Source organism: Microbacterium sp. A93, from assembly GCF_051842835.1.
In genome coordinates this window covers 86,444-112,154 of record NZ_JBPXMT010000014.1, presented here as the reverse complement: position 1 = coordinate 112,154, position 25,711 = coordinate 86,444, and the positions used below count along the sequence as shown (strand labels likewise).

The following is a 25,711-nucleotide window of genomic DNA, read 5'->3' as shown; positions in this document are numbered from 1 at the left end:
TGAGGTCAGTGGTCGAGTACGGCGACCACTCTGGTGCGGGCGAGTGCCGCGCGTGCGGTGCCCCACGGCCGATCGAGCAGGCAGGACGCCGAGTCGCCGACCGCCACGGCGGGGACTGATCCCCCGCCACGCAAGCCGTGGGCGGAGAACATCGCCAGAGCCTCCTCCGGCGTCAGCGACTCGTGGGCACCGAGCGCTTGACCCCCGGGTGTACGCCGGTCGACCGCGACCTGCATCGCGGCCCAGACATTCGAGGCCCCGAACGGAGCGTCCGTTCCGCCGTAGAGCGGCACTCCCGCATCGGCCAGCGACCGCAGGGGCTGGTAGCACGTCTTCTCGCGTGGGGTCAGCGCGGTGGCCAGCCGATCTCCCTGGGTCAGGATGAAGCCGGGATGGGCGCCGACGGAGGCGCCGGAGGCCGCCACGGCCGCCACCAGGTCGGGCGGACAGATGAAGGCATGCTCGAAACGGATCGTGCGGGCACCCGGATTCGCTGTCTCCTCGTGGCAGGCGGCCAGGCCGAGAGCGAGGGCCCCGTCCGTCACCGCATGCAGCGCGAACGGTGCCATCGGTGCTGACACGAAGGACTCTGCGAGGTGGTCCGGGGACGTGCCGAGATGATCGTGCACGAGAAGCTTGACGCCGTCCACCCCACCACCCCGGGCGGCATCGGGGGTGCCGAAGACGGAGACGTCGACGATCCCCGCGGCCGTCGAGCGCAGCGTCGCGGCATCCGTGGCCGTATTGGTGACCGTGAGGTCCGCTGCTCCGACGACCCCCTGGGCACGCATGCGCCGGAACTCCTCGGCGATGTCAGCCGCCGTGATGACGGGTGGAAACGCGGAGAGCGCGGTGTCCTCGTCCCAGAGGACTCCGTCGGACGGGACGGTGAAGCCACGGGAGGCGACCAGCGCCCGTGCGGAGGCGTTCAGCACCCAATGGTGTCCGCTCCTGTGCTGGAGGCGTATCGGCGGTGCTCCGGGCAGGAGCTCTTCGAGGTCGGCGAGGGTGAGCTGGCCGAGGCGGTCACTGTCATAACCCACGATCCGCAGGGCGCGGTCGGATTGCCGGCGCGATCGGATCCGTGCTGCCAATTCGTTCCGGCTACCGACATCGCCCACCTCCAAGGACGTGCGGCGCGCAGCGGCCGAGCGGACGTGGACGTGATGGTCCCGAAGGCCCTGAATGAGCGCTCCACCGTGTGCGTCGATCACCGAGGCCCCGTGCGGTGCAGCCCCGTCCGCAGAGATGTCCTCCACCACGCCGTCCCGGATCACCACGCGGCGGCCGGCGACACCGCCGACCTCGGCGTGAATGACGCAGATGATCACTTCTCGCTCCGGTTCGAGACCAACCAGCTCGCGGTCGTGCGCAGATCCAGGTCCACGACGCCGCTGGCACCGGCGTGCAGAAGCGTGATCACCGCGGTGGCGGCGAGCAGGCCGGTCGCGGGGTCGGCGAGGGCATCGGCGGCGAACACCGGGCGGCCCTCGACCCACCCGACTGCTCCCGCCGCCGCGGCGCAGTCATCGCCGAAACCGATCCGTCCGGCGTCCACACCCGTCGCACCGTGCGCCGTGATGCGGACGAAGATCTGTCCCGGTCGGGGCACCAGGCCCAGCGTCTGAAGGGCACGGGAACGCGCAGAGACGATGACGACGTCGGATTGGTCGACCGCAGCGGCGATTCCACCGCGGTCCCGGGTGTCGAACACGACGCGTTCCTTGGCGCCGTTCAGCCGGTGAGCGAAGTCGGCATCGGACGGGAGCGGGGTCTCGGGGCGGTCGTGTGCCTCATAGCGGCGCACTCGCAAGCCGGCCTGGGCGAGCAACGCAGCGGCCAGCGGGCCGGCCCACAGGGAGGAGAAGTCGGCGACTCGCAGAGTCTCGAGCGGACGGTGAGGGAGGGGAGCCAATCCGCTGAGGTGAAAGGGTGGTGTGGGTCCGGCTTCTCCGGGAAGGCCGACCCGTGCGGACGCGATGTCCAGGAGCACCGCGGTCCCCAGGGCCTCCGCTCGTGAGGTCCCGGCAGCCCAGTCCTGAAGTGCCGTGGTCTCCGGTCGCGTGACCCGACCCCCTGTGAGGGCGCCCAGTGCCTCCTCATCCGAGGGGCGCGCAATGGTGTAGGCCGCCCAGCCCTCGGGATGTCGGAGCAAGTATCCAGCGCCTCGCAATGTTGTCCCGTCGGGGGGAGGCGAGTGGATACCGGTCAGGCGGGCCCGTTCGGAGAGGAGGCCGCCGCCGTCCACATCGACAGACGCGCCCATCCTTCCGGCGAGTTGACGCAGCGTGTGCGCAACCGCGTCCATGCGACCGACGACGTCCCCGGCGGGGACGGCGCCCGACGCGGTGAGGGCGGCCGCGCCCGAGCTCGCCCACTTCTGAGCGGGAGACAGGCCCCCGTCACCGGGGGCCGGGACGGCCAGTGCTGACAGGGTCTGATCGAGCGCGCGGGGCACCTTCAGGGGCATGGTCATCTGCTCGCGGCCTCGTTGGCCTTCCTCCTGTGACGTGGATCATTCGAATATAGAGTAACTTATAGACACTCGATCGGAAAAGGTTTGATTCATTAGAGGAGATCTGGAGGCTGTGGATGTCTGTCGATGATCAGGACACGTTGGAGTTGGGAGCCCTGGCGGCTCATGCGCAGAGTCTCGGCATCCCCATGCCACGCGTCCGCCGGCGACGACTCGCCGCCGAGGCCGGTGACCTGAGTGCTCTGCAGTGGGGCGAGGGGGATCCTCAACTCGTGTTGCTGCATGGAGCCGGCCTGCAATCGGGGACGTGGAATGGGACCCTGCTTCGGCTGGGCAGGCCCGCGGTGGCGATTGACCTTCCCGGCCATGGCCAGTCGGACCACCTGCCGGTCGACGGGTATCGAGTGGCCTCCATGGGGGACATGGTCTCCCAGGCGATCTCGGAGGCGGGGTGGATGGTGGACAGCCTCGTCGGGCACTCCCTGGGCAGCTTCGTCGCCGCCCGGGCGGCGTCTGAACTCGGGGGCGTGAAGGCGCTGGTGGTCCTCGACGCCACCCCGCACCGCGTGGGTTCCCGTGACCCCACGCGGATGCATGCCGGAACCCTGGAGCAACTCGTGAGCGCGATGCGGGAACGCATGCCCCACCGGGATCCGCGGTCACTGGAGCGTGCGCTGCTACGGGACACCCGTCTCCGTGCCGACGGGCTTCGTGAATGGCTGTGGGACGAGGGGTTCATGGACGCCGTGCCACTCAGGGCGATCGAAAGGGACTCCCTCTGGCGCTTCTTCGAGCGGGCTGCGGAGCGCGTCTTCCTGCTGCGCGCGGAGCGGGGCGGGGTGGCAGACCATGAAGCCGAGGAATTCGTCTCGCATGTTCCGCAGGCATCGGTCCAGGTGGTTGAGGGGGCGGGGCACAACGTGCACACGGATCGGCCGGAATGGCTTGCCGAGTGGCTGCGCGACGTGCTGTCCGGATAATCCGTCACGATGCTCTGGTGGGCCATCGATTCGTTGACACTCCCTCAGAAATGTGTAACATCAGTCATATCGACCGGGTGATTTTGATTACATGGTTCGATGATCTTCATTACACTGGCTCGTCCGTCTCATAGGAGTGACATGCAACAGAACACGCAGCGACGCCGTCGCCTGGCCTGGGGTGCTGGATTGACCCTTTCCGCGGTCCTCCTCACCGGCTGTGGTGGAGGCTCAGCGGACGAGCCTTCGGCCTCCGCAGAGACCGACCCCGACGCGACGATCTCCGTCGGCCTCCGCTTCCTGCAGAACTCGTGGGATCCGTCGAAGATGCCGGGAGCGACCATCGTTCCGATCTATCAGATGGTCTACGACAACCTCATCGGCCTGGACCCGGAGCTGAACCTGGTTCCGGCCCTGGCCGAGGAATGGGCCACCACGGACAGCGGAACCACGTGGGAGCTCATGCTGCGCGACGATGCCCAGTTCAATGACGGCACCCCCTTCGACGCTGAAGACGTCAAGGCCACCCTGGAGTACTACGCCGGCGAGGGGTCCAACACCCGCGCGGATCTGGACGGCCTGGAGACCATCGAGGTGGTCGATGACACCACCGTGCGCATCACGCTCGCCAGCCCCAACGTGGGTTTCCCGGAGGTTCTCGCCGGCCGCGCCGGACTGATGCTGAGCTCCGAGACCGTCGCCTCCGGTGATTTCGCGTCCCCGGTGGGGACGGGCGAGTACCTGGTGGAGGAGGACGTTGAAGGGGTGGAGGTCCAATTGGTGCCGAATCCGGACCATTGGGATCCGGACGTCGTGCAGGTCGCCGGTGTGACCCTGCGCTGGATCGAGGACCCGGTGGCCATGGCCAACGCCATGCGCTCCCAGGAGATCGACATGGCCGTGATCGAACCCTCCCAGGCCGACTCGATCGAGGCCGCCGGCATTCCGACGTACGAGGTCCAGGGTGCCCAGCTCGTCGGCATCAGCCTGAACCCCGACCTCGCCCCCGAGCTCGCCGACCCCAAGGTCCGCAAGGCACTGGCCATGGCCATCGACCGAGACGGCATCCTGAACGGACTCATGTTCGGGTACGGCGCCGAGGCGCACCAGTTCATCGCCCCTGAGCGCTTCGGGTACGACGAGAACCTGGACGAGATCCCGTATGACATCGAGGGCGCCCGCGACCTCCTCGCCGAGGCCGGCTATCCCGAGGGCTTCACCTACACGATGGCCGCCCAGGCGAACAACCGGCCGATCGCCGAGGCCATCCAGGCCAGCTGGGCCGAGATCGGCGTGGATGTCGAACTCACCTTCCCGCCCGGCGCCGGCGTCGCGGAGGCCACCTGGACTCAGCCGACGATCCCGATCGCCACCCAGAACCTGGTCCCGGAGATCGACCCGACCCCCTTCCTGTGGCGACACCTCAGCACCGACACGGTCCGCAACCCCGGCGAGGTCGAGGTGCCCGGACTGATGGACCTGCTGCGTGAGGCACAGGTCACCGAGGACCAGGAGGAACGCGGCGAGATCTTCAGCGAGGCCGCCGAGATCACCCGCGAGGAGACATCGGCCTACATTCCGGTGCTGTGGCGCAACTACACCGTCGCCTACAGCGAGGACCTGGTCGGCGTCGAGGAATGGCAGGCCGGTTACCCGATCCTCGACGGCGTCGGCGTCAAGCAGTAGACGGCCCCCCAGGAAGCCAATCAGTGGGGAGGATATCCCTCCCCACTGTGTCCTCTCGCGCGCACACGATCAGAGCAAAGGAAATTCCAGATGACGGCGACACCCGCTGCGGCTGCGGCCGAATCCCGGACGGTCGGGAAACGCAGAACACATCCGAAGCTGACCCTCGGCGCATTGCGATTCATCGGTCTCCGGTTCGGGAGGATGGTGCTCGTCTTCGTGATGGCCACCTTGCTGGTCTTCAGTCTGGCCTCACTGGTCCCAGGCGATCCGGCGATCGCCCTGGCCGGCGAGGACGCCGATCCTGCCACCGTCGCGCTCATCCGAAGCGAACTCGGTCTCGACCGGCCGTGGGCCGTGCAGTACCTCAGCTGGCTCGGGGGACTGCTGACGGGGGATCTCGGTGATTCGCTGATCTACCGCGCCCCGGTCACGGAACTGATCGCGGACCGGTTCCCAGCCTCCTTGTCCCTCGCGGTGACCGCCATGACCCTCGCTGTGATCGGCGGCGTCCTGTTGGGCATGCTCGCGGCGGCGTTCCGCGGCAGGATCGCTGATCGGGTGACGACGGTCCTCTCCACACTCGGGATCGTGACCCCGAACTTCTGGGTCGGCATGATCCTGATCCTGTTGTTCTCGTTCGCCATCCCCCTGTTCCCCGCCGTCGGATACACGGACTTCACGGAGGATCCGGTCGACTGGCTCGCCCACATCATCATGCCGGCCATCGCCCTGGCCCTGGCGGTGGGCGCGGAACTGCAGCGCCAGACCCGGAGCTCCGTATCGGACGTCTTGACGCAGGACTACATCCGGACAGCTCGAGCGCAGGGACTGAGCCGTGGCCGCGTGCTGTGGACACGAGGGCTGAAGAACGGCTCCATGCCCGTCGTCACCGTCATCGGCTACCAGATGGCCGGACTGCTCGGCGGATCCGTCGTGGTGGAGAAGGTGTTCAACATCCCCGGCCTGGGGACCCTCGCCATCGACTCCGTCGTCGCCAAGGACCTACCCGTCCTGCAGGGCATCGTGCTCGTCACCACGGTCATCGTGATCATCGTCAACTTCCTGACGGATGTCCTGTACACCGTCCTCAACCCGAAAGTGCGGGTGTCATGACCCAGACGACGCAGTCAACTGTCAGACCGACCACGCGGCCCGTCGGTCCGCCGAAGCGAGCCGGCTTCCTCAGACGTCTCGCCCAGCAGAAACTGGCGATCGCCGGACTGATCACGTTGGCCGTCGTCATCCTGGCGGCCCTCTTCGGAAACCTGCTCAGCCCGTACAACCCGGATGCGACGAGCCTCAGCGCGGTGCTCCTGCCACCCGGCAGCCCGGGATACCTGCTCGGCACCGACGAACTCGGCCGCGACCTGCTCAGCCGGTTGATCTCCGGTACACAGGTCTCCCTGATGGCCGCACTGCAGGGGACGTCCCTGACCGTTGCCATCGGCGTCACCCTCGGACTGGCAGCCGGTTTCTTCCGCGGTTGGGTGGAGAAGATCATCATGTTCGTCACCGACGTCCTGATGAGCTTCCCCGGCATCCTGCTGGCGATCGCCATTGCCGGAATCCTCGGCCCCAGCCTCAGCAACGCCATGATCGCACTGGGTGTCGTGCTGGCGCCCGGGGCCATCCGTCTCGTGCGAGGTTCGGTCCTCGGAGTCCGGGAGGAGACCTACGTCGAGGCGGCACGCAGCATCGGGACACCCTCGGGGCAGATCCTGGTCCGTCACATCCTCCCGAACGTCGTACCGCCCCTGATCGTCTACATCGCCATCCTCGCCGGCCAGGTCATGCTCATCGAAGCAGGTCTGAGCTTCATCGGCGTCGGTGTCCAGCCGCCTCAGGCGTCCTGGGGAGCCATGCTCTCGTCCTCCTTCGCCTATATCGACCGCGCGCCGTGGCTTGCCGTCTTCCCCGGTCTGATGATCGCGATCTGCGTGTTCGCACTCAACCTGCTCGGTGACGGCATCAGGGACTCGATTGGAAAGAAGGTCACACGATGACAGGAAACATGACAGACCCCATCCTCGAGGTGGAGGATCTGCGCACCGAGATCAAGATCGACGGCCGCTGGCTGTCGGTGGTGGACGGCGTGACGTTCTCCGTCCGCCCGGGGGAGACCCTCGGCATTGTCGGAGAGTCGGGCTCGGGCAAGAGCGTCTCCGCCATGAGCCTCATGGGATTCGTCGGCCGACACCGCGGACAACGCCTGTCCGGGAGGGCCTCGTTCCGTGGCCAGGACCTGCTGGGCATGTCCGAACGCGACCTGGGGAAGCTACGAGGTAACGACATCGCGATGGTGTTCCAGGAACCGATGACCAGCCTGGATCCCTCCTTCAAGGTCGGGAACCAGATCGCTGAGGGCATCCGTCTGCATCAGGGAGTCTCCCGGGATCAGGCTATGCGATTGGCCGTCGAAGCCATGGACAAGGTGCGCATCCCCAACGCGAAGGTCCGAGCGGACAGCTACCCGCACGAATTCTCCGGGGGCATGCGGCAGCGTGTGCTGATCGCCATGGCGATCGCGAACAACCCCGCCCTGCTCATCGCCGACGAGCCGACGACGGCTCTGGACGTGAGCGTGCAGGCGCAGATCCTCACGCTCCTGGCCGAGATGCGTGATGAACTGGGACTCGCCATGGTCTTCATCACCCACAACATGGGTGTCGTCGCCGACATCTGCGATCGCGTCGCGGTGATGTATGCCGGACAGATCGTCGAGACCGGCGAGGTCCGGGAGACGTTCGCTGATCCACTGCACCCCTACACCGAGCGGCTCCTGGCCTCCATGCCGCGACTGCGCGGGGAACGCCGTCAGCTCGAATGGATTCCCGGGACTCCGCCCGGTCCCGCCGGTTTCGCGGAGGGCTGCCGATTCGCGCCACGGTGCACCCATGCCCGTGACGTGTGTCTAGCCCCCACGGACCTGTGGCAGATCGATACCGGACGCGCACATCGCTGCTGGCGTGCCGGCGAATGGAAAGAAGAGGCCTCCGCGTGAGTACTGTCACATCGCCCACAGTTCTGGAGGCCACCGGCCTCGAGGTGTCCTTCCCCGTGGTGCGGGGCGGACACCGCACCACGGTGCAGGCCGTCCGCGGCGTCGACCTCTCCATCGCTGCCGGCGAGACGCTCGGCATTGTCGGTGAGTCCGGGTCCGGGAAGTCCACGCTCGCCCGGGCTGTGATGCGGCTCATCCCCGCCGAGGGAACCGTCGAGTTACTGGGAACAGAGGTCTCCGGCCTCAGCGAACGCGAGTTCCGCGCGCATCGCCGCAAGGTCCAGATGGTGTTCCAGGACCCCTATTCCTCGTTGAACCCGTCGCTCACCGTCGGTCAGAGCGTCGCCGAGCCGCTCACGGTGCACACGAAGATGTCGGCGCGGGAGCGACGGAGCCGCGTCGAGGAGGTGCTCGATCTGGTGGGCCTGCGCCCGGAATTCGCCGACCGGTATCCGGATGAGTTCTCCGGCGGCCAGCGCCAGCGCATCGCGATTGCGCGGGCCATCATCCTGGAGCCGGAGATCCTGATCTGCGATGAGGCCGTCAGCGCGCTGGACGTGTCGACGCAGAACCAGGTGATCAGCCTGCTGGAGAGCCTGCGCGAGCGACTCGGACTGTCCTACCTCTTCATCTCCCACGACCTCGCCGTCGTCCGTCACATCTCCGACCACGTGGCCGTGATGTATCTCGGTGAGGTGCTCGAGGAGGGGCCCGTGGACCGGATCTTCGAGCGCCCGGCACATCCGTACACGCAGGTGCTGCTCGAGGCGGTTCCGGAACCGGACCCCGAACTCCAGCGTTCGACCACCAAGAGGGTGCTGGAAGGGGACATCCCCGATCCGACGAACCCGCCGCCGGGTTGTCCCTTCCAAAGCCGCTGCCCGTTCGCCATGGAGGTGTGCAGCGAGCCGATGCCCGTGGTCGCCGTCGAGGGCGGCGGAATGTCCCGGTGTCACCTGCACACCAGTGGGCCACGGCTGGGCGGTGCCCCACTCGTCTCGCTGAACGATGCGGTGGCGCATCAGGAGCAGAAGGAGACGCGATGACGGAGAAATGGCGAGGCGTGCGCAGCGTCAAGCGGCTCGACTCCGTCCGAGAGGCGACGGCCCTGAACCGCGCCCACAATGAACGGATGTGGGCCGATATCGCGGCGGGCAAACAATTCGTCTTCGGTTACGGACCGATGGAACTGTTCAGCGCCATGGGCCTCTACCTGATCCTTCCCGTGCAGTACGGCTCGGTGATGGCGGCCAAGCAGCTCTACGGCCACTACCAGGCGGCCATCGAGCGCCGCGGCTACTTCCCGTCCCTGGCGAACTACGAGAGCCTGCCCCTCGGCTACTGCTTCGAACCCGATGACGGGGCGCCCTACGGTGGACTGCCCAAGCCGGCCGCGATCTTCGGCGGCTACATGCAGGAGCCGGGGATCTACGAGCTCTACGCACGCGAGTTCGGTGTTCCGGCGATCATGACGGATGATCCCTACCGCCAGCAGGGCATCCCAGACGGCTGGTGGGACGGGCCGGAGTGGCGCGATCCGCGCATCGTGGACTTCTCCGTCGGGGAGCTGCGCACTGCAGTGCGGATGCTCGAGCAGCTGACCGGGGTGCCCTACCGCGAGACGGACCTGCGGGAATTGATGATGCGGGCCAACGAGATGTCAGAGTACTACGAACGCATCGTGCAGCTCGGCTGGGGCGGGCCTGGACCGGCGCTCTTCACCGCAACCGATGCGTACTCCGAGGTCGCCGTCTTCGAGACGCACTTCGGGCAGGAATGGGCGCTGGACCATGTCAAGAAGGTGCACGCTGAGGTCGCCGAACGGGCGGCCGACGGTGCGGTGGCCGTGCCACAGGAGCGCACGCGGCTGCTCTGGGCCGGCACGCCGCTGTGGTTCAACCTCGGTTTCCTGAATGCATGGGAAGAGAGCCATGGTGCGGTCTTCATCGAGACGATGTACCTGCCCCGGGCGAAGCGCCTCATCCAGGATCCCTCCGAGGATGCGCTGCGCGCCGCGTTCCTGCGCCGCCATATGAAGTACACCGGTAGCAGCCCGAAGGCCGCCGCAGAGCTGATCATCGCGCAGTGTCGCGAGTTTCGCGTGGATGGAGTGGTGTTGCCAGCCCGTGCCGCCACCCGGGACACCGTGGCCTCTTCCCGCTACATGGCGCTGGCCTTGAAGCGGGCGGGGATCGATGTCCTGCAGCTGGACTATGCGCCGTTCGACAGTGACGCGTGGGACCAAGAGGCGATGCACGCGCAGGTCACCGAGTTCATCGAGGGCATCCAGGTCCACGGTCAGTGAACGTGACATGACTTTGGACGTCCGACAGCAGAACTGAAGGTCTCCTTCTCGGGCGGCGCGGCGGGCCCCGCCGTGCCTGAGCCCGGGCGACGAGGGATAAGTGTGCGATCCATATGTAACTTTCTAACTTCGAGCGAGTGGTATTATGTTTACTATTAGAGGGCAGGAGGCAGGCATGAGTCACGATGAGGCATTCGAGGTCTTCCACCGTGTCGTCGAGAACCGGTGGGACGCATCCGCGGTGGCGGAGCTGTGCGGCGGATCGACGGCGCCGACCTTGGGATTCCTGGACACGGGATTCCCCGAGGAGATCGCCATCGCCGCAGGATTCCAGCCGATGCTGCTGACGGGGGACCTGTCGCGTACACCCGACCTCATCGACGACCACCTCGATATCTCCGCTCCCGCCCGCATCCGGTACCTCTACGAGGCCCTGGCGACGGGGAGACACGATGCCTGCTCCGTCTGGTGTGTCACCGGTGGTGACCGCTGGATCGGTGAAACGGCCGGGTTCTTCGAGGTCTACTCGGAGGTCTTCGGCGCGCCGAACATCCCCCACGTCCTGTACCTGGAGCGCGCACGCGGCACGTTCGCAGCCCACCGTGAGTACAACAGGGCGGGCATCGAACTGATCGCTGACCAGCTCTCCGGCCTCGGGCCGCGACCGGTCACCTCCGAACGACTGTGGGAGGCGATCCGCCAGGTGAATCGCACCCGTACGTTGCTGGGCGAGGTCGAGGCCTTGCGCTCCGGCGAGACCCCGCGGATCTCCGGAGTGGATGCGCACGCCGTTCTGCTGGCCGCCCTGCTGATGCCGAAGGCCGCCTTCAATGCGGCGCTGGAAGGCGCCCTTTCACGCTTGGGTGGCGCGCCGCCGTCGTCCGCATCCCGGCCTCGTGTCTTCCTCACCGGCAGCGCCGTGGATCATGGCGGTTTCGTCCGCCTGATCGAGGAGCTGGGCGCCGTGGTGGTGGGGGAGGACACCGAGTTCGGGCAGCGGTATGCGCACACACCGGTGGCCGAGGACGGGCCTGATCCGTTCGAGGCGCTCGCGGACCGCTGGACGTACAAGTTTCCGGAGAGCTGGGCCTTCGGCCGTGAGCGCCGGATCGGTGCCCGCGTCGACCTGGCCGCCGGCGCAGCACCCGATGGTGTGATCGCGATCCACCTCCGGGGGGACACCGCCTACGGCTGGGACTACCCGGACCAGGCAGCAGCACTGCAGGAGCGCGGGATCCCGACGCTCGCCCTGCCGGACACCGACTATGCGATGGGGGACGAAGGGCGGCTGCGCGAGTCGATCGCGTTGTTCCTCGAAGGACTTCAGAACGCCACCACTGACAGCACGGAGGAGAAGGAATGAAACCGATGCTCCACGGCATGCGAGTACTGGACCTGAGCGACGAGATGGGATTCGTCTGCGGCAAGATCCTTGCCGAACTCGGCGCAGAGGTGATCAAGGTCGAGCGCCCCGGCGGCGATGCGTCCCGTTTCCTGCCGCCCTTCCGCGGTGATGAGCCCGGCGTCGAGAACAGCCTCTACTGGCGGGCCTTCAACGCGGGCAAGCGCAGCATCGTGCTCGACCTCGACGGCGAGGCGGGTGTGCAGGCCTTCCGCTCGCTCGCGCGCACGGCCGACGTCATCCTGGAGGGATCCAACCCGCGTTTTCTCGCGAGTCGAGGAATCGCTCCCTCCGACCTGCGGGCGGAGAACCCCCGGCTCATCGGTGCCGCGGTCACCGCGTTCGGCCGGACGGGCCCGTACTCCGACTACATCGCCTCGGAGCTGACAGCGGTCGCGATGAGCGGCGTCCTCAACAACACCGGCGATCCCGATCTGCCGCCGGTCAAGGAGTCCCTGGACTCCGGTTACTTCCATGCAGGCGTGGCCGCCGCCGTCGGCGTCCTGCTGGCGTACTACCACGTCGATCTCGCCGGTGACGGGCAGGATGTTGACGTCTCGGTCCAGGAGGTCGCCGCGAGCCGGATGACCTCGGCGATCGTGGCCTGGAGCGAGGGACTGGCGCTGTCCCGTGAGGGACACAAGTCCCAGCTCGGGCCCACGGCCACCGACTGGTTCTGGCCGTGCCAGGACGGTCACCTCTTCTGGCACATGCTCGGTGGTGCCTTCGGCGCCACAGCGAACAAGGCGCTCTCTGACTGGATCAGTGAGTATGAGCCGGTGCACGCCCTGCAGGAGGTCGAGGACTGGTTCGCCTTCGACAAGGCCGGCATCACCCAGGAACAGTGGGAGCGCTACGCCGCGGTGATCGGCCCCTTCTTCGCACAGTTCACGCGAGAGGACATCCGTCGGGAGTCGATCGCACGCGGCATCAATGCCACGGTGGCGAACGAGCCAGGCGACATCCACGCCTGTGAGCACCTGCGGTCGCGTGACTACTGGACCAGGGTGGATGATCCGGCACTCGGAGAGATCGACCTGCCCGCCTACTTCTTCAAGGCGAGCGCAGCCACGAGCGGCATCACCACGCCGGCTCCACTGCTCGGTGCCGACACCGAAGCGGTGCTCGCCGAACTGGCCGAGGCCCCTGGACTCGCGCAGGCCTCCCCGGACGGGCAACGTGAAACGGGCTCGGCCGGTGTGCTCGCCGGAGTCCGCGTCCTCGATTTCGGCTGGGCCCTCGTGGGATCCCTGACGGGCAAGTTCCTCGGCGACCATGGAGCCGAGGTGATCCGGGTGGAGTCGTCGACTCGGCCGGACATGACCCGGGTCGATCGTCGCTTCTCCAAGTCGAGCCGGACGAGCCTGGACGACAAGCCGTGGTTCGCCCACTTCAACACGTCGAAGGAGAGCCTCTCGATCGACCTGAAGAACCCCGCCTCGCGGCCGATCATCGAGGGGCTCATCCGTCAGGCGGATGTCATCAACGAGAACTTCACGCCGGGCACCCTCGCCGGTCTCGGCTACGGCTATGAGGAGGTCATCAAGATCAACCCTGATGTCGTCTACATCAGTGGCAGCCTCTTCGGCCAGACCGGTCCCTTGGCCAAGGAATGGGGCATCGACGGTACGGGTGCGGCCATCTCCGGACGCCTGCACCTCACCGGCTGGCCCGACCGCACGCCCATCACCCCGAGTGCGGGAATCTACGGCGACTACATCGTGCCGCTGGTCAACACGATCGGAGTCGTGGCCGCACTGATCCACCGTCGGCGGACCGGGGAGGGGCAGTATCTCGAGGCGAGCATGTACGAGGTGACGGCCCAGCAGATCGCGCCGGCCATCCTGGACTACCAGGTGAATGGCCGGGAGCAGGACCGGGTCGGCAACCGGGTGGAGAACGCCGCTCCGCACGGCGTGTACCCCTGTGCGGGGGAGGACCGCTGGAGTGCCATCGCTGTCTTCGGCGACGAGGAGTGGGTGAGGTTCGTCGACGCGATCGGTGCGCCCGAATGGACATCCGAACCCGACTTCGCCACCCATTCCGGGCGCAAGCGCCACGAGGACCGCCTCGACGAGCTCGTCTCCCAGTGGACCCGCACGCGCCAGCCTCACGAGGTGATGCGCATCCTGCAGGCCGCCGGGGTCAGGGGAGCAGCGGTCCAGACGCCGCACGATTTCATCGACGCGGACCCCCAGCTGAACCACCGGCAGTTCCTGCGGGAGGTGCCGAACGAGGTGCTGGGCGCGTTCCCACACCAGGTGCCACCGCTCCGTCTCAGCCTGACGCCAGCCAACGTGACGGCGGCGCCGAAGATCGGCGAGCACAACGAGCTGATCATCACTGAACGCCTTGGCATGGACGAGGCGGAGTACATCGAACTGCTCCTGGAAGGAGTCCTGCAATGAGCACTGTGAATCCCACAAGGGCCGGACGATTGAGCGGCAAGACCGCCATCGTCACCGGGGCCGGCACCGGTATCGGCCGGGCGATCGCCGAGATGTTCGCCCGCGAGGGAGCCAGTGTCGTCGTCGCGTGCCGCACGCCGGAGACCGGCGAGGAGACCGTTGACCTGATCCGGGCGGCCGGTGGTGACGCGTTGTTCGTGCAGACCGATGTGTCTGCCGAGACGCAGGTTCGACGCCTCGTCGAGGAGGCGGTGCGGGCGTTCGGCGGGGTCGACATCCTCTGCAACAACCACGCCGTGTACGGTATCGAGCCGCCCGAGCTGTTCGACCTGACCGAGGACGTCTGGGACCAGACGATGGACGTCAACGCCAAGGGTGTCTTCCTCACGATGAAGCACACACTGCCGGTGATGCGGGATGCCGGCGGGGGGGCGATCGTGAACATCTCCTCGATCGCCGCCCTGGTGAAGTCGGCCCTGCCGGCCTACGCCGCATCCAAAGCTGCCGTGAACGCACTGACGAAGGCGGTGTCCGCCCAAGCGGCGGAATACGGCGTCCGTGCCAACGTGATCACCCCGAGCACCATCGAGACCGACCGTCGCTCCGAACTGGCGCACACCTCCGAGTACAAGAACGACTTCATCGCGAACACCGCAGCCGAACAGGCGGCCAAACCGATCCTCAGCAAGGTGCTGCCCGGATTCGGCAAGCCGGACGACATCGCCTACGCGGCGACGTTCCTCGCCTCGGACGAGGCGGCCTACATCACCGGTGTGGTCATGCCCGTCGACGGCGGCACCACACGGACTCGCACGGACTGAGCGCCGTGCTCGAACAGGGAGGGACAACAATGACCAAGGGCAGAGTGGCCGGTAAGGTCACCATCGTCACCGGGGCTGGCAGCGGCATCGGGCGCGGCATCGCCAAGCGTTTCGCAGTAGAAGGGGCCGCCGTGGTGGTGGCGGACATGGCGCAGGACGCCGCTGATGAGACGGTAGACCTCATCTCACAGAGCGGCGGCCGGGCGCTGGCCGTGCGTGCCAACGTCACCCAGGTCGATGACATGGCTGCCCTCGTGGCAGCCACCACGGACGCCTTTGGGGGAGTGGACGTGCTCGTGAACAACGCGGGCATCTCCTTCGGTGACACCCTGAAGCTGCACGAGCTGGAGCAGGACGCCTGGCAGCGGATCATGGACGTGAACCTGACGGGTGTCTTCCTCAGCTGCAAGCACGTCCTGCCCAGTCTCATGGAGCGGGGCGGTGGAGCGATCGTCAACATCGCCTCGGCCGCGGCGATCGGTATGGCGCCGCGTGCGGCCTACGCCGCATCCAAGGGAGGCGTGGTCGCACTCACGCGAAGCCTGGCCTTCCAATACGGCGAGCAGGGAATAAGGGTGAACGCGATCTGCCCCGGACCGGTGGAGACGCCGATGAGCAACGCAGTGCGTGCCTCCGGAATGTACGACGACGACGGCATCGTCGATCTCTCGATCAAACGGCGGGGGACACCCGAGGACATCGCGAACGCCGTGCTGTTCCTCGCCTCCGACGAAGCACGGTACGTGACGGCGGACGTGATCCCCGTCGATGGCGGCGCGCTCCGATTGCGGGCCGAACGTTTTCGTGGCCGATGAAGGCACCACAGGACAAACGTCCCCTAGAAAGGAACCTGAACATGAACAAGTGGACTGCAGGTACACGGCTCTTCAGCACGGTCTCTGCCATCGAAGCGATCATTGTCACGGGAGCAGAGGTGGAACTGGCCTGCGCCGGAGAGCCGATGCTCACGGCGCGCACGGAAGCCTCAGATGCCGCGACGGAAGGCCCCGAACTGGCTGTCGGCAAGAGGTATGAGGACGCCGAGAGCGGCCTCGTGGTGATGGTGACCCGGGCCGGGGTCGGACCGATCACGGCGGACGGCCGAGAACTGACACAGCGCGCGGCCACGGCGCTTCCGTCCTCGGACTGATCATGAGTATCTCAGTTCTGCTCAGCACTGTCGCAGAGATCGTGCCGGACCGGGTGGCCGCAGTGGATGCCTCCGGGCCGTTGACCTATGCCGACGTACAGCGCGACGCGAGGCGGCTCGGCGCGCGCGCGACGGCCGAGGGCGCCGACTGCATCGCCTATGTCGGCACCAATTCCGCGGTGGTCCCGCTGCTGTTGTTCGCGGCCGCGGAGGCAGGGGTCCCGTTTGCGCCCCTGAACTATCGCCTGGCCGATGACCAGCTTCGCCGTCAGACGGAGCGATTGGGCCGTGCGTTGATCGTCACCGATGGGCCCGGCGCGGCACGCATCGGTGTGCCTGAGGGGTGCTCCGTGATGGATGCCTCGGACGCACGTTTCCCGGCTCCAGTAGAAGCCGGGGCTGCCGCGCCCAGTGACGTCGCCGTCTGGTTGTTCACCAGCGGGACGACGGGTGAGCCCAAGATCGTGGAACTCAGCCATGAGAACCTCACCGCCTATATCCTCAGCACCGTCGAGATGCTGTCGGCGCCCGAGGGCGACGCCACGCTCGTGAGCGTCCCGCCCTACCACATCGCGGGGATCGCAGCGGTCCTGTCCTCGGTGTTCGCCACCCGGAAGCTGGTCTACCTCGAGTCCTTCGATGCGGAGGGGTGGATCGCCGCCGCCCGTGAGCACGCGGTGACATCTGCCATGGTGGTGCCGACGATGCTGCAGCGCATCCTGGCCCTGCTGGAAGAGTCCGGCGAAACGCTGCCGGCCCTGCGCGCGCTGTCCTACGGCGGCGGACGCATGCCGGTCGAGCTGATCCGGGCCACGCTGCAGCAACTGCCGCACGTCGGGTTCACGAATGCCTATGGGCTCACCGAGACGAGCTCGACGATCGCCCTGCTCGGCCCGGAGGACCACCGTGAGGCCCTCGCCTCGCCGGACCCCCTGGTGCAGGCCCGACTCGGCTCCGTGGGCCGACCGATCCCGTCTATCGAACTCGAGGTCCGCGGCACGGACGGTGAGGTCCTGCCGTCCGGCGAAGAAGGAGACATCTGGGTCCGTGGGCCACAGATCTCCGGCGCCTATCGGGGCATGGACTCGCACCTGGTCGACGGCTGGTTCGCCACGAAGGACCGCGGGCTGATCGACGAGGGGGGCTACTTGTTCCTCAGCGGTCGAGCGGACGACGTGATCGTCCGTGGCGGTGAGAACATCTCGCCGGGAGAGATCGAGGACGTGCTGCGTGAGCACTCCGCGGTCGCAGACGTGGCCGTCGTCGCGATGCCTGACGACCAGTGGGGCGAGGTGCCCGTCGCCGTCGTGGTGCCCACCGGCGGTACCCAGGTCGACGTCGGCGAGTTGCAGATGCTGGTCCGGTCGCGGTTGCGCTCCTCGCGCGTCCCGGCAGAGATCGTCACCTGGGCGGAACTGCCGCACAACGAGATGGGCAAGCTGTTGCGCAAGGACATCCGCACGATCCTGGCGCAGAGATCCGCAGAGAACGACGTGGTCCGGTGACGTCTACGGCGTCCAGCCCGGGGACCTGGTCGAATTGGACCGGGTCCCGGGCGGTGGAGGTCGCCCGTGCGGAGGTGCCAGCGGATGAGTCCTCGGTCGCGGACGCCGTAGTGCGTGCGCAGGCTGAGGGACGTCAGCTGCGGGCGGTCGGGACCGGCTATTCCTGGTCCGAGGCGGTGGGCGCCGGGGCCGTGCTGGTGCGGACCGACCGATTGCGCGGCGTCAACACGGCCGATCTCGCCGCGGGCACGGCGTGGATCGCAGCGGGGACGAAGCTGCACGAGGTCTGCTCCGCACTGTGGGCAGAGGGCATGGAGTTGCCCACGCTGGGAGGCTTCTCCGGGCAGACGATCGCCGGCGCGATATCGACGGCCACCCATGGCAGCGGACGCCGTGCGGCCTGTCTGTCTGCGTATGTCCAGGCGGTGCGGCTCGTCGACGCGGCTGGGAGTGCCGTCGTGGTGGACGGGAAGCGGCCCGAGGCGTTGCAAGCCGCGCGGGTGGGGCTCGGTCTCTTGGGAGTGATGACCGAGGTCGAGGTGCAGGTCCGTCCCGCCACCTGGTTGCGCATCGATGATTCGTGGCATGCCCACTTCGATCCGCGGTGGCTGAGCGCAGATGACGGAATCCGCCGGGCCGTGCGCTGGCATCCGCTGGGACAGGACGGGTCTCCCGGCATGAGGTTCCAGCTGCGCGAGTGGGTTCCGGTCGCCGAAGACTCCGTCGGAGCGTTGCCCAGCCCGGCAGCACTGGCCACGGGCGGTTGGGAGGAGCCACAGCCGTTCGCCGTCGTGGAGCACGCACTGCCGCTTTCTGGGGCGGCAGAGGCGGTGGAGGCCTTGACCTCGGCACTGGCGCGAGAATCGGACGCACTGTCCGGCATGCCCCTGGCCTTACGGGTCGTCGCACCCGACAACGCGTTCCTGTCGCCAACACAGGGTGAGGCGACGATGACGATCTCCGCGGCGGCACGCTCCACCTCTGCGGGCCGCGGCTTGTTCGGACTGGTCCACGCGGCCTTAGTATCGTATGGAGCCAGACCGCATTGGGCCAAGGAACATCAGTACTCATCGGAGACGTTGAGGGACAGGTATTCGAAGCTCTCCCGATTCGAGACGGTAAGGCAGACCTTTGATCCTCACGGGATGTTCCTCACGCCGGCCATGAGTGACGTGCTGGCGGGCGCAACCGAAGATCTGGCGTGACGGGGGAAATGGTGAGTGATCAGGAGACGATGACGATCGACGAGGAGTTGGAGAGTCTCGCACAGCCGGGGGGCGTAGCCGCGCGCACGACCGAAGGCCGCATGGCTCGAAGGATCACCGCACGCGACCTCATGGCGACCTTCTTTGCCTACTATTGGCGCAATCGTCTGGACATCGAGGTTCCCGGCACCTTCCTCGTCGCCCTGATGGGCGATTTCGAGGTGGCCGCCGCGAACACGCGGGCCACCCTGCGTCGGCTGGAGCGCGACGACTTGCTCGTGACCCGCCGTTCCGGCCGGAACCGCTTCTTCCGCACCGGCCCGCTGGCCCGCACCCGGGCTGAGCCGGGTGTCCACCGCATCCTGAACTTCGGGCTGTCTGACCACTGGGCTGGATGCTGGACGGTCGTCGCCTTCTCAATCCCCGAAGACCAGAGCCGTATCAGAATGGCCCTGCGAGACTCCCTGCGACTGGAGGGATTCGCCCCCTACTATGACGGCGTGTGGATCGCCCCCGGCGACCTTCGGGAAACGGCGATCCTCAAGGCTGACGTACGAGGGGTGGCACAACTCAGTGCGCACCTCGTTGAGGACGCGTCCTTCATGGTCCGCGGCCGGCATCCGATCGAATCCTGGGATCTGGAGGGCATCAATGCGGCCTACTCGGTGCTCCGTGACGAAGCGGTTGGGCTGGCCCGGGAGTTCGAGGGCGGTTTGTTGTCACCCGCGGCCGCCTTGTCGCGTCGCACGCTGTTGCTCACCAAGTACCGGCGGCTCGTGCCGTTGGATCCAGGTCTGCCACTGGCCCTTATGCCCGCGGGGTGGCTGCGCAGCGAGGTGCGGGACGCCGTTGCCGGCGTGTTCGACGCACTCAGTCCGCTGGCGGTCTTCCGGATCGAACAGCTGCTGGAAGGAATCCACGACGGATGGGCGGACCGGGTCAGGGCTGCGGCACGGCTCTCCCTGGATGAGCTCGCCGCGTTCGTGCCAGAGGCAGACCCGGCCTGACTGATCCGTCACCGGGCGCGGAGCTCAGTCCTCGAGGGTATCGATGAGGCCCCACCGCAGCGCCCGGTCAGCGCGGACCGTGATGCCGCTGAGGACCATGTACAGCGTCCTGAAGCGTCCGATGCGGCGAGGAATACTCACGCAGCCGCCAGCCCCGGGGATCAGGCCCATCTGCAATTCCGGCAACCGGAAGAAGGCTCCCGGTGTTGCGGTGATCCGTGAGGCGAACGCCGGAATCTCGATGCCCGCCCCGATACAGGCACCCTGCGCCTGGACGTGTACCCGGTCACCCAGGGTCGCCACGGCACGGCCCACGTGTTGCTGGGTGCGCACCAGGTGCGCAACGGCTAGGTCGTTGGCCAGTCCGAACTCGCCCAGGTCCGCACCCGAGCATAGTGACCGTCCGGCGCCGGTGATCTGAACAGCGGAGATGCTGTCGTCCGCTAGGGGGACCGTCAGCGCCTCGATCAGCGCATCGCGCATGCGGGCGCTATAGGCGTTGTGCCGATCGGGATCGTTCAACGTGATCACGAGCCGGTCGCCCGTCCGCTCCAGGATCACGGGATCTGCCAGCGTCAATGACGGTGAGGGTGGCTTCCGGTGATGGAGCCAGTCCTTGAAGCCAGCCCCACCCAAGAGCGTTCCATAGGCCAGTGACTCCATCTCCAAGGCGGTTTCCACCGGCAGCTCAGTACTGGCGCGGAGAAGCCGGACGAGGATCTCGGCTGCGGCAGGACGCGACCGCACCGCGGTGTCCATGCGCTGGAGTTCTTCCAGGGGGTCAGGCACCAGGACGAGGGGTTGGTTTCGGGTCGACTCGTCCTCCGGCCGCCCGGCAGCGATGACCAGATCGATGTTGCGGACCTGAAGTGGGCCCGGTCGGAGGGACCCAGTGCTCGGGGGGCCCCAGAGGGCCACCGTCACCGGTCCACGCGGATGAGGTTCTCGGTCGAGCAGGTCGTCCAGATGAGCGATCTCCGATGGATTTCCCACGGCCACGATGCGAAGCGGGGAGTCAGGCGGCTCCCTGCCGAATCTCCCGAGAGACACGTCCGCAAGGGACTGGACGTCAAGATGGCTCACCTCCTCAACACTAGAGGATCACGCACCGACCCCACCCAGCTTCGGCACCACCGACTGCGGCCCTCTCCCACGGTATCCGTGGTGGGAGCCCAGGACGCCGATCAGCCGGTGTTGTCCGCGATGCCTGTGTAGGGAGCGCCGGTGGAGAGGGGGCGATCCACGGCGTCGATCGACCAGAGCGTGTCTGCCTCCGCGATCCAGGGGCTGCGGGACAGGGTGACCGGCTTACCCGTGCGCACGGACTCGGCCACCGCCCGGGCGGTGGTCCGGGCCTTGGCGGCATCCTCATCGAGGAATTCGAGCACCCCCGTGTGCCGGGTGCGCAGCTGCAGGGCGTCCGCGGCCGGGAGTCCGGCCGCCAGCTGCCGCCCGCGCAGAAGCTCCGCGTCGAAGGCGGCACCGGCCACCAGCACGATGAACGCCACCCAGAGCACCACCAGGATCACCACCACGCTGTTCAGCGTGCCGATGACCGCGTTGAAGGTGCCGGACAGCCCGGCGAGCCAGCCGAGCAGCACCGTCATGGCGAACAGGATCAGCACCGCGGCCAGCCCGCCCCAGGACAGCCACCGGTACCGCGGCTGCACCACGTTGGGACCACGATGGTAGGCGAGGGTGACGGCCAGGACCAGTACGGCGAGGAGTGCTGGCCACTTGAACACGTTCCAGGCGGTGACCGTGGCGGTGGTCAGCCCCAGAGCGGCGCCTAGGCGCTCGGACAGGCCGCCGCCGATCACGATCAGCAGCAGGACGGCGATGAACGCCGCCATCAGCAGCACGGTCTCCACGAAGATCACCGTACGGAACCAGAGGAACCGACGGCCCTCGCGGGTGTCGTGGATGCGGTGCATGGCCCGGTGGAAGGACGCCAGGGCGTTGGAGGCCGCAATGATGGAGCCGACCAGGCCCAGCACCACGCCGACCACGCCGCCCGAGGTGTTGGCCAAGGCGAGCAGTGCTCCGGTGACCACGTCCGGGTCCACCCCCGGCAGCAGCTCGTGCACCAGCTCCGCGGCCGTCACCACGGTCTGGTCCGCCAGGCCCAGCAGGGAGACGATCGAGACCATGGAGATGGCGGCCGGCACCATGGACAGCACGGTGTAGAAGGTCATGGATCCGGCCACGTCCCACACCTGGATGTCCACGAGCTTCATGATGGTCCTCCGGATCACGTGGAACAGGGTCACTCGCGGCCGGTGGTAGGTGTGCGCCGGTGCCGGACGTTGGAGGAGTCGGCGCAGTCGGCGGGGCATGATCCCGAGGGTACCGCCCCGGGACAGCGCGGCCACGGCCTGCGTACCGTGGAGCCCATGAGCGAACGCGAGACCCTGATCGAGTCCCTGGCCCGCCACCGGGGGTTCCTGCTGACCACGGCGGAGGGCCTGACGGAGGAGCAGGCCCGGAGCCGCAGCACGGTGAGCGAACTGGCGCTGGCCGGGCTACTCAAGCATGTGGCGGACACCGAGGAGCAGTGGATGGACTTCGCCGTACACGGGGCCGGGGCCTTCGGCGACTCCGAGGTCTACGGTGCGGACGTGGACTGGGATGCCGTCGACGAGGAGGCCGCGCGGCTGCAGGAGGCCGGTGACGACTGGTCGGACAGCGAGTGGCAGGACGACCGGTTCACCGTCGCCGAGGAGGAGACGGTGGAGGTGTTGCGCGGCCGGATCACCCAGGTGGCGGACGCCACTGCGGAGATCGTCCGCACCGTGGACCTGGACTCCGAACACGCCCTGCCGGCGGCGCCCTGGTTCGAGGCCGGGGCCAGCTGGAGCGCTAGGCGGGTCATCCTGCACGTGCTGGCGGAGATCAGCCAGCACGCCGGCCACGCGGACATCCTCCGGGAGGCGCTGGACGGCCAGAAGACCATGGGATGACCGCGCAGGTCCTGCCGTCGTCGACGTGGTGGTCGCCTTCGAATCCGGCCTGGAAGCGCGGGGATCCTGATCCCCTGGGGAAGTACCCGTCGACGGGAATAGGGCCTGCGTGAGCAGGGTTGAGTGAGTTAGACTCAACTCTAGATCGAGAATCACCGAAAGGATCAGCATGGACGCGAAGTTCACCACGAAGAGCCAAGAGGTGCTGTCCGGGGCGGCCATGAATGCCTCGACCCTCGGCAACCCCCAGATCGAACCGGCCCACCTGCTCAAGGCGCTGATGGATCAACGCGGTTCGGTGGCGGTGGCCGTCCTCAAGGCCGCGGGTGCGGACCCGGACGTGGTCTCCACCGCGGCCAGCTCCGCCATCCAGTCCATGCCGGCCACCTCGGGCTCCTCCGTGGCCCAGGCTCAGCTCTCCCGCCAGGGGCTGCTCGCGGTGCAGGCGGCCCAGCAGCAGGCCGAGGCGCTCGGGGATGACTACGTCTCTACCGAACACCTGCTGCTCGGACTCGCCGCAGACGCGGGGAAGGCCGGTGCTGCCCTGCGGGACGCCGGCGCCACGGTCGATTCGCTCTCGGCCGCCGTCAAGGAGGTCCGAGGGGACTCCCGGGTCACCACCCCGGACCCGGAGAACACCTTCCAGGCCCTGGAGAAGTACGGCACCGACCTCACGGAGATCGCTCGCTCCGGCTCCCTCGACCCGGTCATCGGCCGTGATTCCGAGATCCGCCGCGTGGTGCAGGTCCTCTCCCGCCGCACCAAGAACAACCCCGTGCTCATCGGCGAGCCCGGGGTCGGCAAGACCGCCGTGGTCGAGGGCCTGGCCCAGCGCATGGTGGCCGGGGACGTGCCCGAGTCCCTGCGCGGCAAGTCCCTGATCTCCCTGGACCTGGGCTCCATGATCGCCGGCGCCAAGTACCGCGGCGAGTTCGAGGAGCGCCTGAAGTCCGTGCTGGAGGAGATCAAGGCCTCTGACGGGCAGATCGTCACGTTCATCGACGAGATCCACACCGTGGTCGGCGCCGGGGCCTCCGAGGGCGCCATGGACGCGGGGAACATGCTCAAGCCCATGCTGGCCCGCGGCGAGTTGCGCCTGATCGGCGCCACCACCCTTGACGAGTACCGGGAGAACATCGAGAAGGACCCAGCCCTGGAGCGCCGCTTCCAGCAGGTCTACGTGGGGGAGCCCACCGTGGATGACACCATCGCCATCCTGCGCGGGCTCAAGGAGCGGTACGAGGCCCACCACAAGGTGGCCATCTCCGACTCCGCCCTCGTGGCCGCCGCCAACCTCTCGGACCGGTACATCTCCGGCCGCCAACTGCCGGACAAGGCCATCGACCTGATGGACGAGTCCGCCTCCCGGCTGCGCATGGAGATCGACTCCGCGCCCGAGGAGATCGACCAGCTGCGCCGCTCCGTGGACCGGCTCACCATGGAGGAGCTCGCGCTCGCGAACGAGACCGACCCGGCCTCCATGGAGCGCCTCGCCGCCCTGCGTGAGGAGATGGCCAATCAGAAGGAGGAACTCGCGGGGCTCAACGCGCGGTGGGAGTCCGAGAAGGCCTCCCTCAATCAGGCCGGTGACCTGCGCGTGCGCCTGGATGAGCTGCGCTCCGCCGCCGATAAGGCGCAGCGGGACGGGGACCTGGCCGAGGCCTCCCGCATCCTCTACGGGGAGATCCCGGCCCTGGAGCAGCAGCTGGCGGCGGCCGAGGCGGGTGAGGGCGGCGGGCCGGCAGGCTCGGGCGCCGGCCAGCACGCGCACCCCACCATGGTCTCCGAGGAGGTCACGGCGGACGACATCGCGGAGGTCATCTCCGCGTGGACGGGCATTCCCGCCGGCCGCATGCTGCAGTCCGAACAGGACAAGCTGCTCTCCATGGAGGAGCACATCGGTGAGCGGCTGATCGGCCAGCGACAGGCGGTGGCCTCGGTATCCGATGCCGTCCGGCGATCCCGCGCCGGGATCTCGGACCCGGACCGGCCCACCGGCTCGTTCCTGTTCCTCGGCCCCACCGGTGTGGGCAAGACCGAGCTGGCCAAGTCCCTGGCGGACTTCCTGTTCGACGACGCTCACGCCATGGTGCGGATCGACATGTCCGAGTACTCGGAGAAGCACTCCGTCTCGCGGCTCGTCGGGGCGCCCCCCGGCTATGTGGGCCACGAGGAGGGCGGCCAGCTGACCGAGCTGGTACGGCGCCGGCCCTACTCCGTGATCCTGCTGGACGAGGTGGAGAAGGCCCACCCCGAGGTCTTCGACATCCTGCTGCAGGTGCTCGACGACGGCCGCCTCACCGACGGCCAGGGCCGCACGGTGGACTTCCGCAATGTCATCCTCATCCTGACTTCCAACCTGGGCTCGCAGTTCCTGGTGGATCCGACCCTGGACGAGGCGGCGAAGAAGGACGCGGTGATGAGGGTGGTCAACTCCTCCTTCAAACCGGAGTTCCTGAACCGGCTGGATGACATCATCCTGTTCGACCCGCTGTCCATCGAGGACCTGACGAGGATCGTGGACCTGCAGGTGGACTCGCTGGCCGGGCGGCTGTCCTCGCGCCGGCTGGCCCTGGAGGTCACCGATGCCGCCCGCGAGTGGCTGGCCCTGACCGGCTTCGACCCGGCCTACGGTGCACGGCCGCTGCGGCGGCTCGTCCAGCGCGAGATCGGCGATCAGCTGGCCCGTGCCCTGCTCTCGGGCACCATCGCGGACGGGGACACCGTCCTGGTGGACCGTGCGGAGGACCGACTGTCCGTGACCCGCAAGGCCGACTGACCGGCCTGCGCTTTCAGTCGACT

The 25,711-nt window shown here is 67.6% G+C and carries 21 protein-coding genes; 17 read left to right on the top strand and 4 right to left on the bottom strand.

Features of this window, described 5'->3' with window-relative positions; genetic code table 11:
- Window positions 1-5: 5 nt before the first annotated feature.
- Window positions 6-1,331, bottom strand: coding sequence for an amidohydrolase family protein (locus tag ACSU1G_RS29010; RefSeq protein WP_439284186.1), 1,326 nt, complete (start codon window positions 1,329-1,331; stop codon window positions 6-8).
- Window positions 1,328-2,476, bottom strand: coding sequence for a CoA transferase (locus ACSU1G_RS29005; protein WP_439284184.1), 1,149 nt, complete (start codon window positions 2,474-2,476; stop codon window positions 1,328-1,330). Before ACSU1G_RS29005 ends, ACSU1G_RS29010 begins: the two co-directional genes overlap by 4 nt.
- 116 nt (window positions 2,477-2,592) lie before the next feature.
- On the opposite strand from ACSU1G_RS29005, the gene ACSU1G_RS29000 reads away from it, so the two are divergent.
- From ACSU1G_RS29000 to ACSU1G_RS28930, 15 genes are all read left to right on the top strand, one after another.
- Complete coding sequence (locus ACSU1G_RS29000; protein ID WP_439284183.1) at window positions 2,593-3,456, top strand: alpha/beta fold hydrolase; 864 nt, start codon at window positions 2,593-2,595, stop codon at window positions 3,454-3,456.
- Window positions 3,457-3,597: 141 nt separating this feature from the next.
- The gene (locus ACSU1G_RS28995) at window positions 3,598-5,142 is read left to right on the top strand and encodes an ABC transporter substrate-binding protein (protein ID WP_439284181.1); all 1,545 of its coding nucleotides are present in this window, start codon (window positions 3,598-3,600) and stop codon (window positions 5,140-5,142) included.
- 90 nt (window positions 5,143-5,232) lie between these two features.
- On the top strand, window positions 5,233-6,258 hold the full coding sequence (locus tag ACSU1G_RS28990; protein ID WP_439284179.1) for an ABC transporter permease: 1,026 nt from the start codon (window positions 5,233-5,235) through the stop codon (window positions 6,256-6,258).
- Complete coding sequence (locus ACSU1G_RS28985) at window positions 6,255-7,148, top strand: ABC transporter permease (protein ID WP_439284177.1); 894 nt, start codon at window positions 6,255-6,257, stop codon at window positions 7,146-7,148. The genes ACSU1G_RS28990 and ACSU1G_RS28985 overlap by 4 nt, the downstream gene beginning before the upstream one ends.
- A gap of 8 nt (window positions 7,149-7,156) precedes the next feature.
- The gene (locus ACSU1G_RS28980) at window positions 7,157-8,146 is read left to right on the top strand and encodes an ABC transporter ATP-binding protein (protein WP_439284175.1); all 990 of its coding nucleotides are present in this window, start codon (window positions 7,157-7,159) and stop codon (window positions 8,144-8,146) included.
- Window positions 8,143-9,192, top strand: coding sequence for an ABC transporter ATP-binding protein (locus ACSU1G_RS28975; RefSeq protein ID WP_439284173.1), 1,050 nt, complete (start codon window positions 8,143-8,145; stop codon window positions 9,190-9,192). Before ACSU1G_RS28980 ends, ACSU1G_RS28975 begins: the two co-directional genes overlap by 4 nt.
- Entirely contained in the window at window positions 9,189-10,451 is a 1,263-nt protein-coding gene (locus ACSU1G_RS28970; RefSeq protein ID WP_439284171.1) for a 2-hydroxyacyl-CoA dehydratase, read from the top strand. Before ACSU1G_RS28975 ends, ACSU1G_RS28970 begins: the two co-directional genes overlap by 4 nt.
- A gap of 175 nt (window positions 10,452-10,626) precedes the next feature.
- The gene (locus ACSU1G_RS28965) at window positions 10,627-11,814 is read left to right on the top strand and encodes a 2-hydroxyacyl-CoA dehydratase subunit D (protein WP_439284169.1); all 1,188 of its coding nucleotides are present in this window, start codon (window positions 10,627-10,629) and stop codon (window positions 11,812-11,814) included.
- On the top strand, window positions 11,811-14,261 hold the full coding sequence (locus tag ACSU1G_RS28960) for a CaiB/BaiF CoA transferase family protein (protein ID WP_439284167.1): 2,451 nt from the start codon (window positions 11,811-11,813) through the stop codon (window positions 14,259-14,261). Before ACSU1G_RS28965 ends, ACSU1G_RS28960 begins: the two co-directional genes overlap by 4 nt.
- Window positions 14,258-15,082 (top strand): SDR family NAD(P)-dependent oxidoreductase, encoded by an 825-nt coding sequence (locus ACSU1G_RS28955; protein WP_439284165.1) that lies wholly within the window; start codon window positions 14,258-14,260, stop codon window positions 15,080-15,082. Before ACSU1G_RS28960 ends, ACSU1G_RS28955 begins: the two co-directional genes overlap by 4 nt.
- A gap of 29 nt (window positions 15,083-15,111) precedes the next feature.
- Window positions 15,112-15,897: an SDR family NAD(P)-dependent oxidoreductase gene (locus tag ACSU1G_RS28950; RefSeq protein ID WP_439284163.1), complete on the top strand. Its 786-nt coding sequence runs from the start codon at window positions 15,112-15,114 to the stop codon at window positions 15,895-15,897.
- Window positions 15,898-15,938: 41 nt separating this feature from the next.
- Window positions 15,939-16,232 carry a hypothetical protein gene (locus ACSU1G_RS28945; protein WP_439284162.1) on the top strand — a complete coding sequence of 98 codons (294 nt, stop codon included), beginning with the start codon at window positions 15,939-15,941 and terminating at the stop codon, window positions 16,230-16,232.
- A gap of 2 nt (window positions 16,233-16,234) precedes the next feature.
- On the top strand, window positions 16,235-17,737 hold the full coding sequence (locus ACSU1G_RS28940; protein ID WP_439284160.1) for a class I adenylate-forming enzyme family protein: 1,503 nt from the start codon (window positions 16,235-16,237) through the stop codon (window positions 17,735-17,737).
- On the top strand, window positions 17,734-18,942 hold the full coding sequence (locus ACSU1G_RS28935) for a D-arabinono-1,4-lactone oxidase (RefSeq protein WP_439284158.1): 1,209 nt from the start codon (window positions 17,734-17,736) through the stop codon (window positions 18,940-18,942). Before ACSU1G_RS28940 ends, ACSU1G_RS28935 begins: the two co-directional genes overlap by 4 nt.
- A 29-nt stretch (window positions 18,943-18,971) precedes the next feature.
- On the top strand, window positions 18,972-19,949 hold the full coding sequence (locus ACSU1G_RS28930; protein WP_439284156.1) for a PaaX family transcriptional regulator: 978 nt from the start codon (window positions 18,972-18,974) through the stop codon (window positions 19,947-19,949).
- A 24-nt stretch (window positions 19,950-19,973) separates the two neighbouring features.
- On the opposite strand, the gene ACSU1G_RS28925 is transcribed toward ACSU1G_RS28930, so the two are convergent.
- Window positions 19,974-20,942: an enoyl-CoA hydratase/isomerase family protein gene (locus tag ACSU1G_RS28925; protein ID WP_439284154.1), complete on the bottom strand. Its 969-nt coding sequence runs from the start codon at window positions 20,940-20,942 to the stop codon at window positions 19,974-19,976.
- A gap of 191 nt (window positions 20,943-21,133) precedes the next feature.
- Window positions 21,134-22,285 carry a YihY/virulence factor BrkB family protein gene (locus ACSU1G_RS28920; protein ID WP_439284152.1) on the bottom strand — a complete coding sequence of 384 codons (1,152 nt, stop codon included), beginning with the start codon at window positions 22,283-22,285 and terminating at the stop codon, window positions 21,134-21,136.
- A 57-nt stretch (window positions 22,286-22,342) separates the two neighbouring features.
- Between ACSU1G_RS28920 and ACSU1G_RS28915 the strand changes: the two genes are divergently transcribed.
- Both ACSU1G_RS28915 and clpB read left to right on the top strand, forming a co-directional pair.
- Window positions 22,343-22,909 carry a mycothiol transferase gene (locus tag ACSU1G_RS28915; protein ID WP_439284150.1) on the top strand — a complete coding sequence of 189 codons (567 nt, stop codon included), beginning with the start codon at window positions 22,343-22,345 and terminating at the stop codon, window positions 22,907-22,909.
- Between the two features lie 169 nt (window positions 22,910-23,078).
- Window positions 23,079-25,688, top strand: a complete 2,610-nt coding sequence (gene clpB / locus ACSU1G_RS28910) for an ATP-dependent chaperone ClpB (protein WP_439284148.1) — start codon at window positions 23,079-23,081, stop codon at window positions 25,686-25,688.
- The last annotated feature ends 23 nt before the right edge of the window (window positions 25,689-25,711 follow it).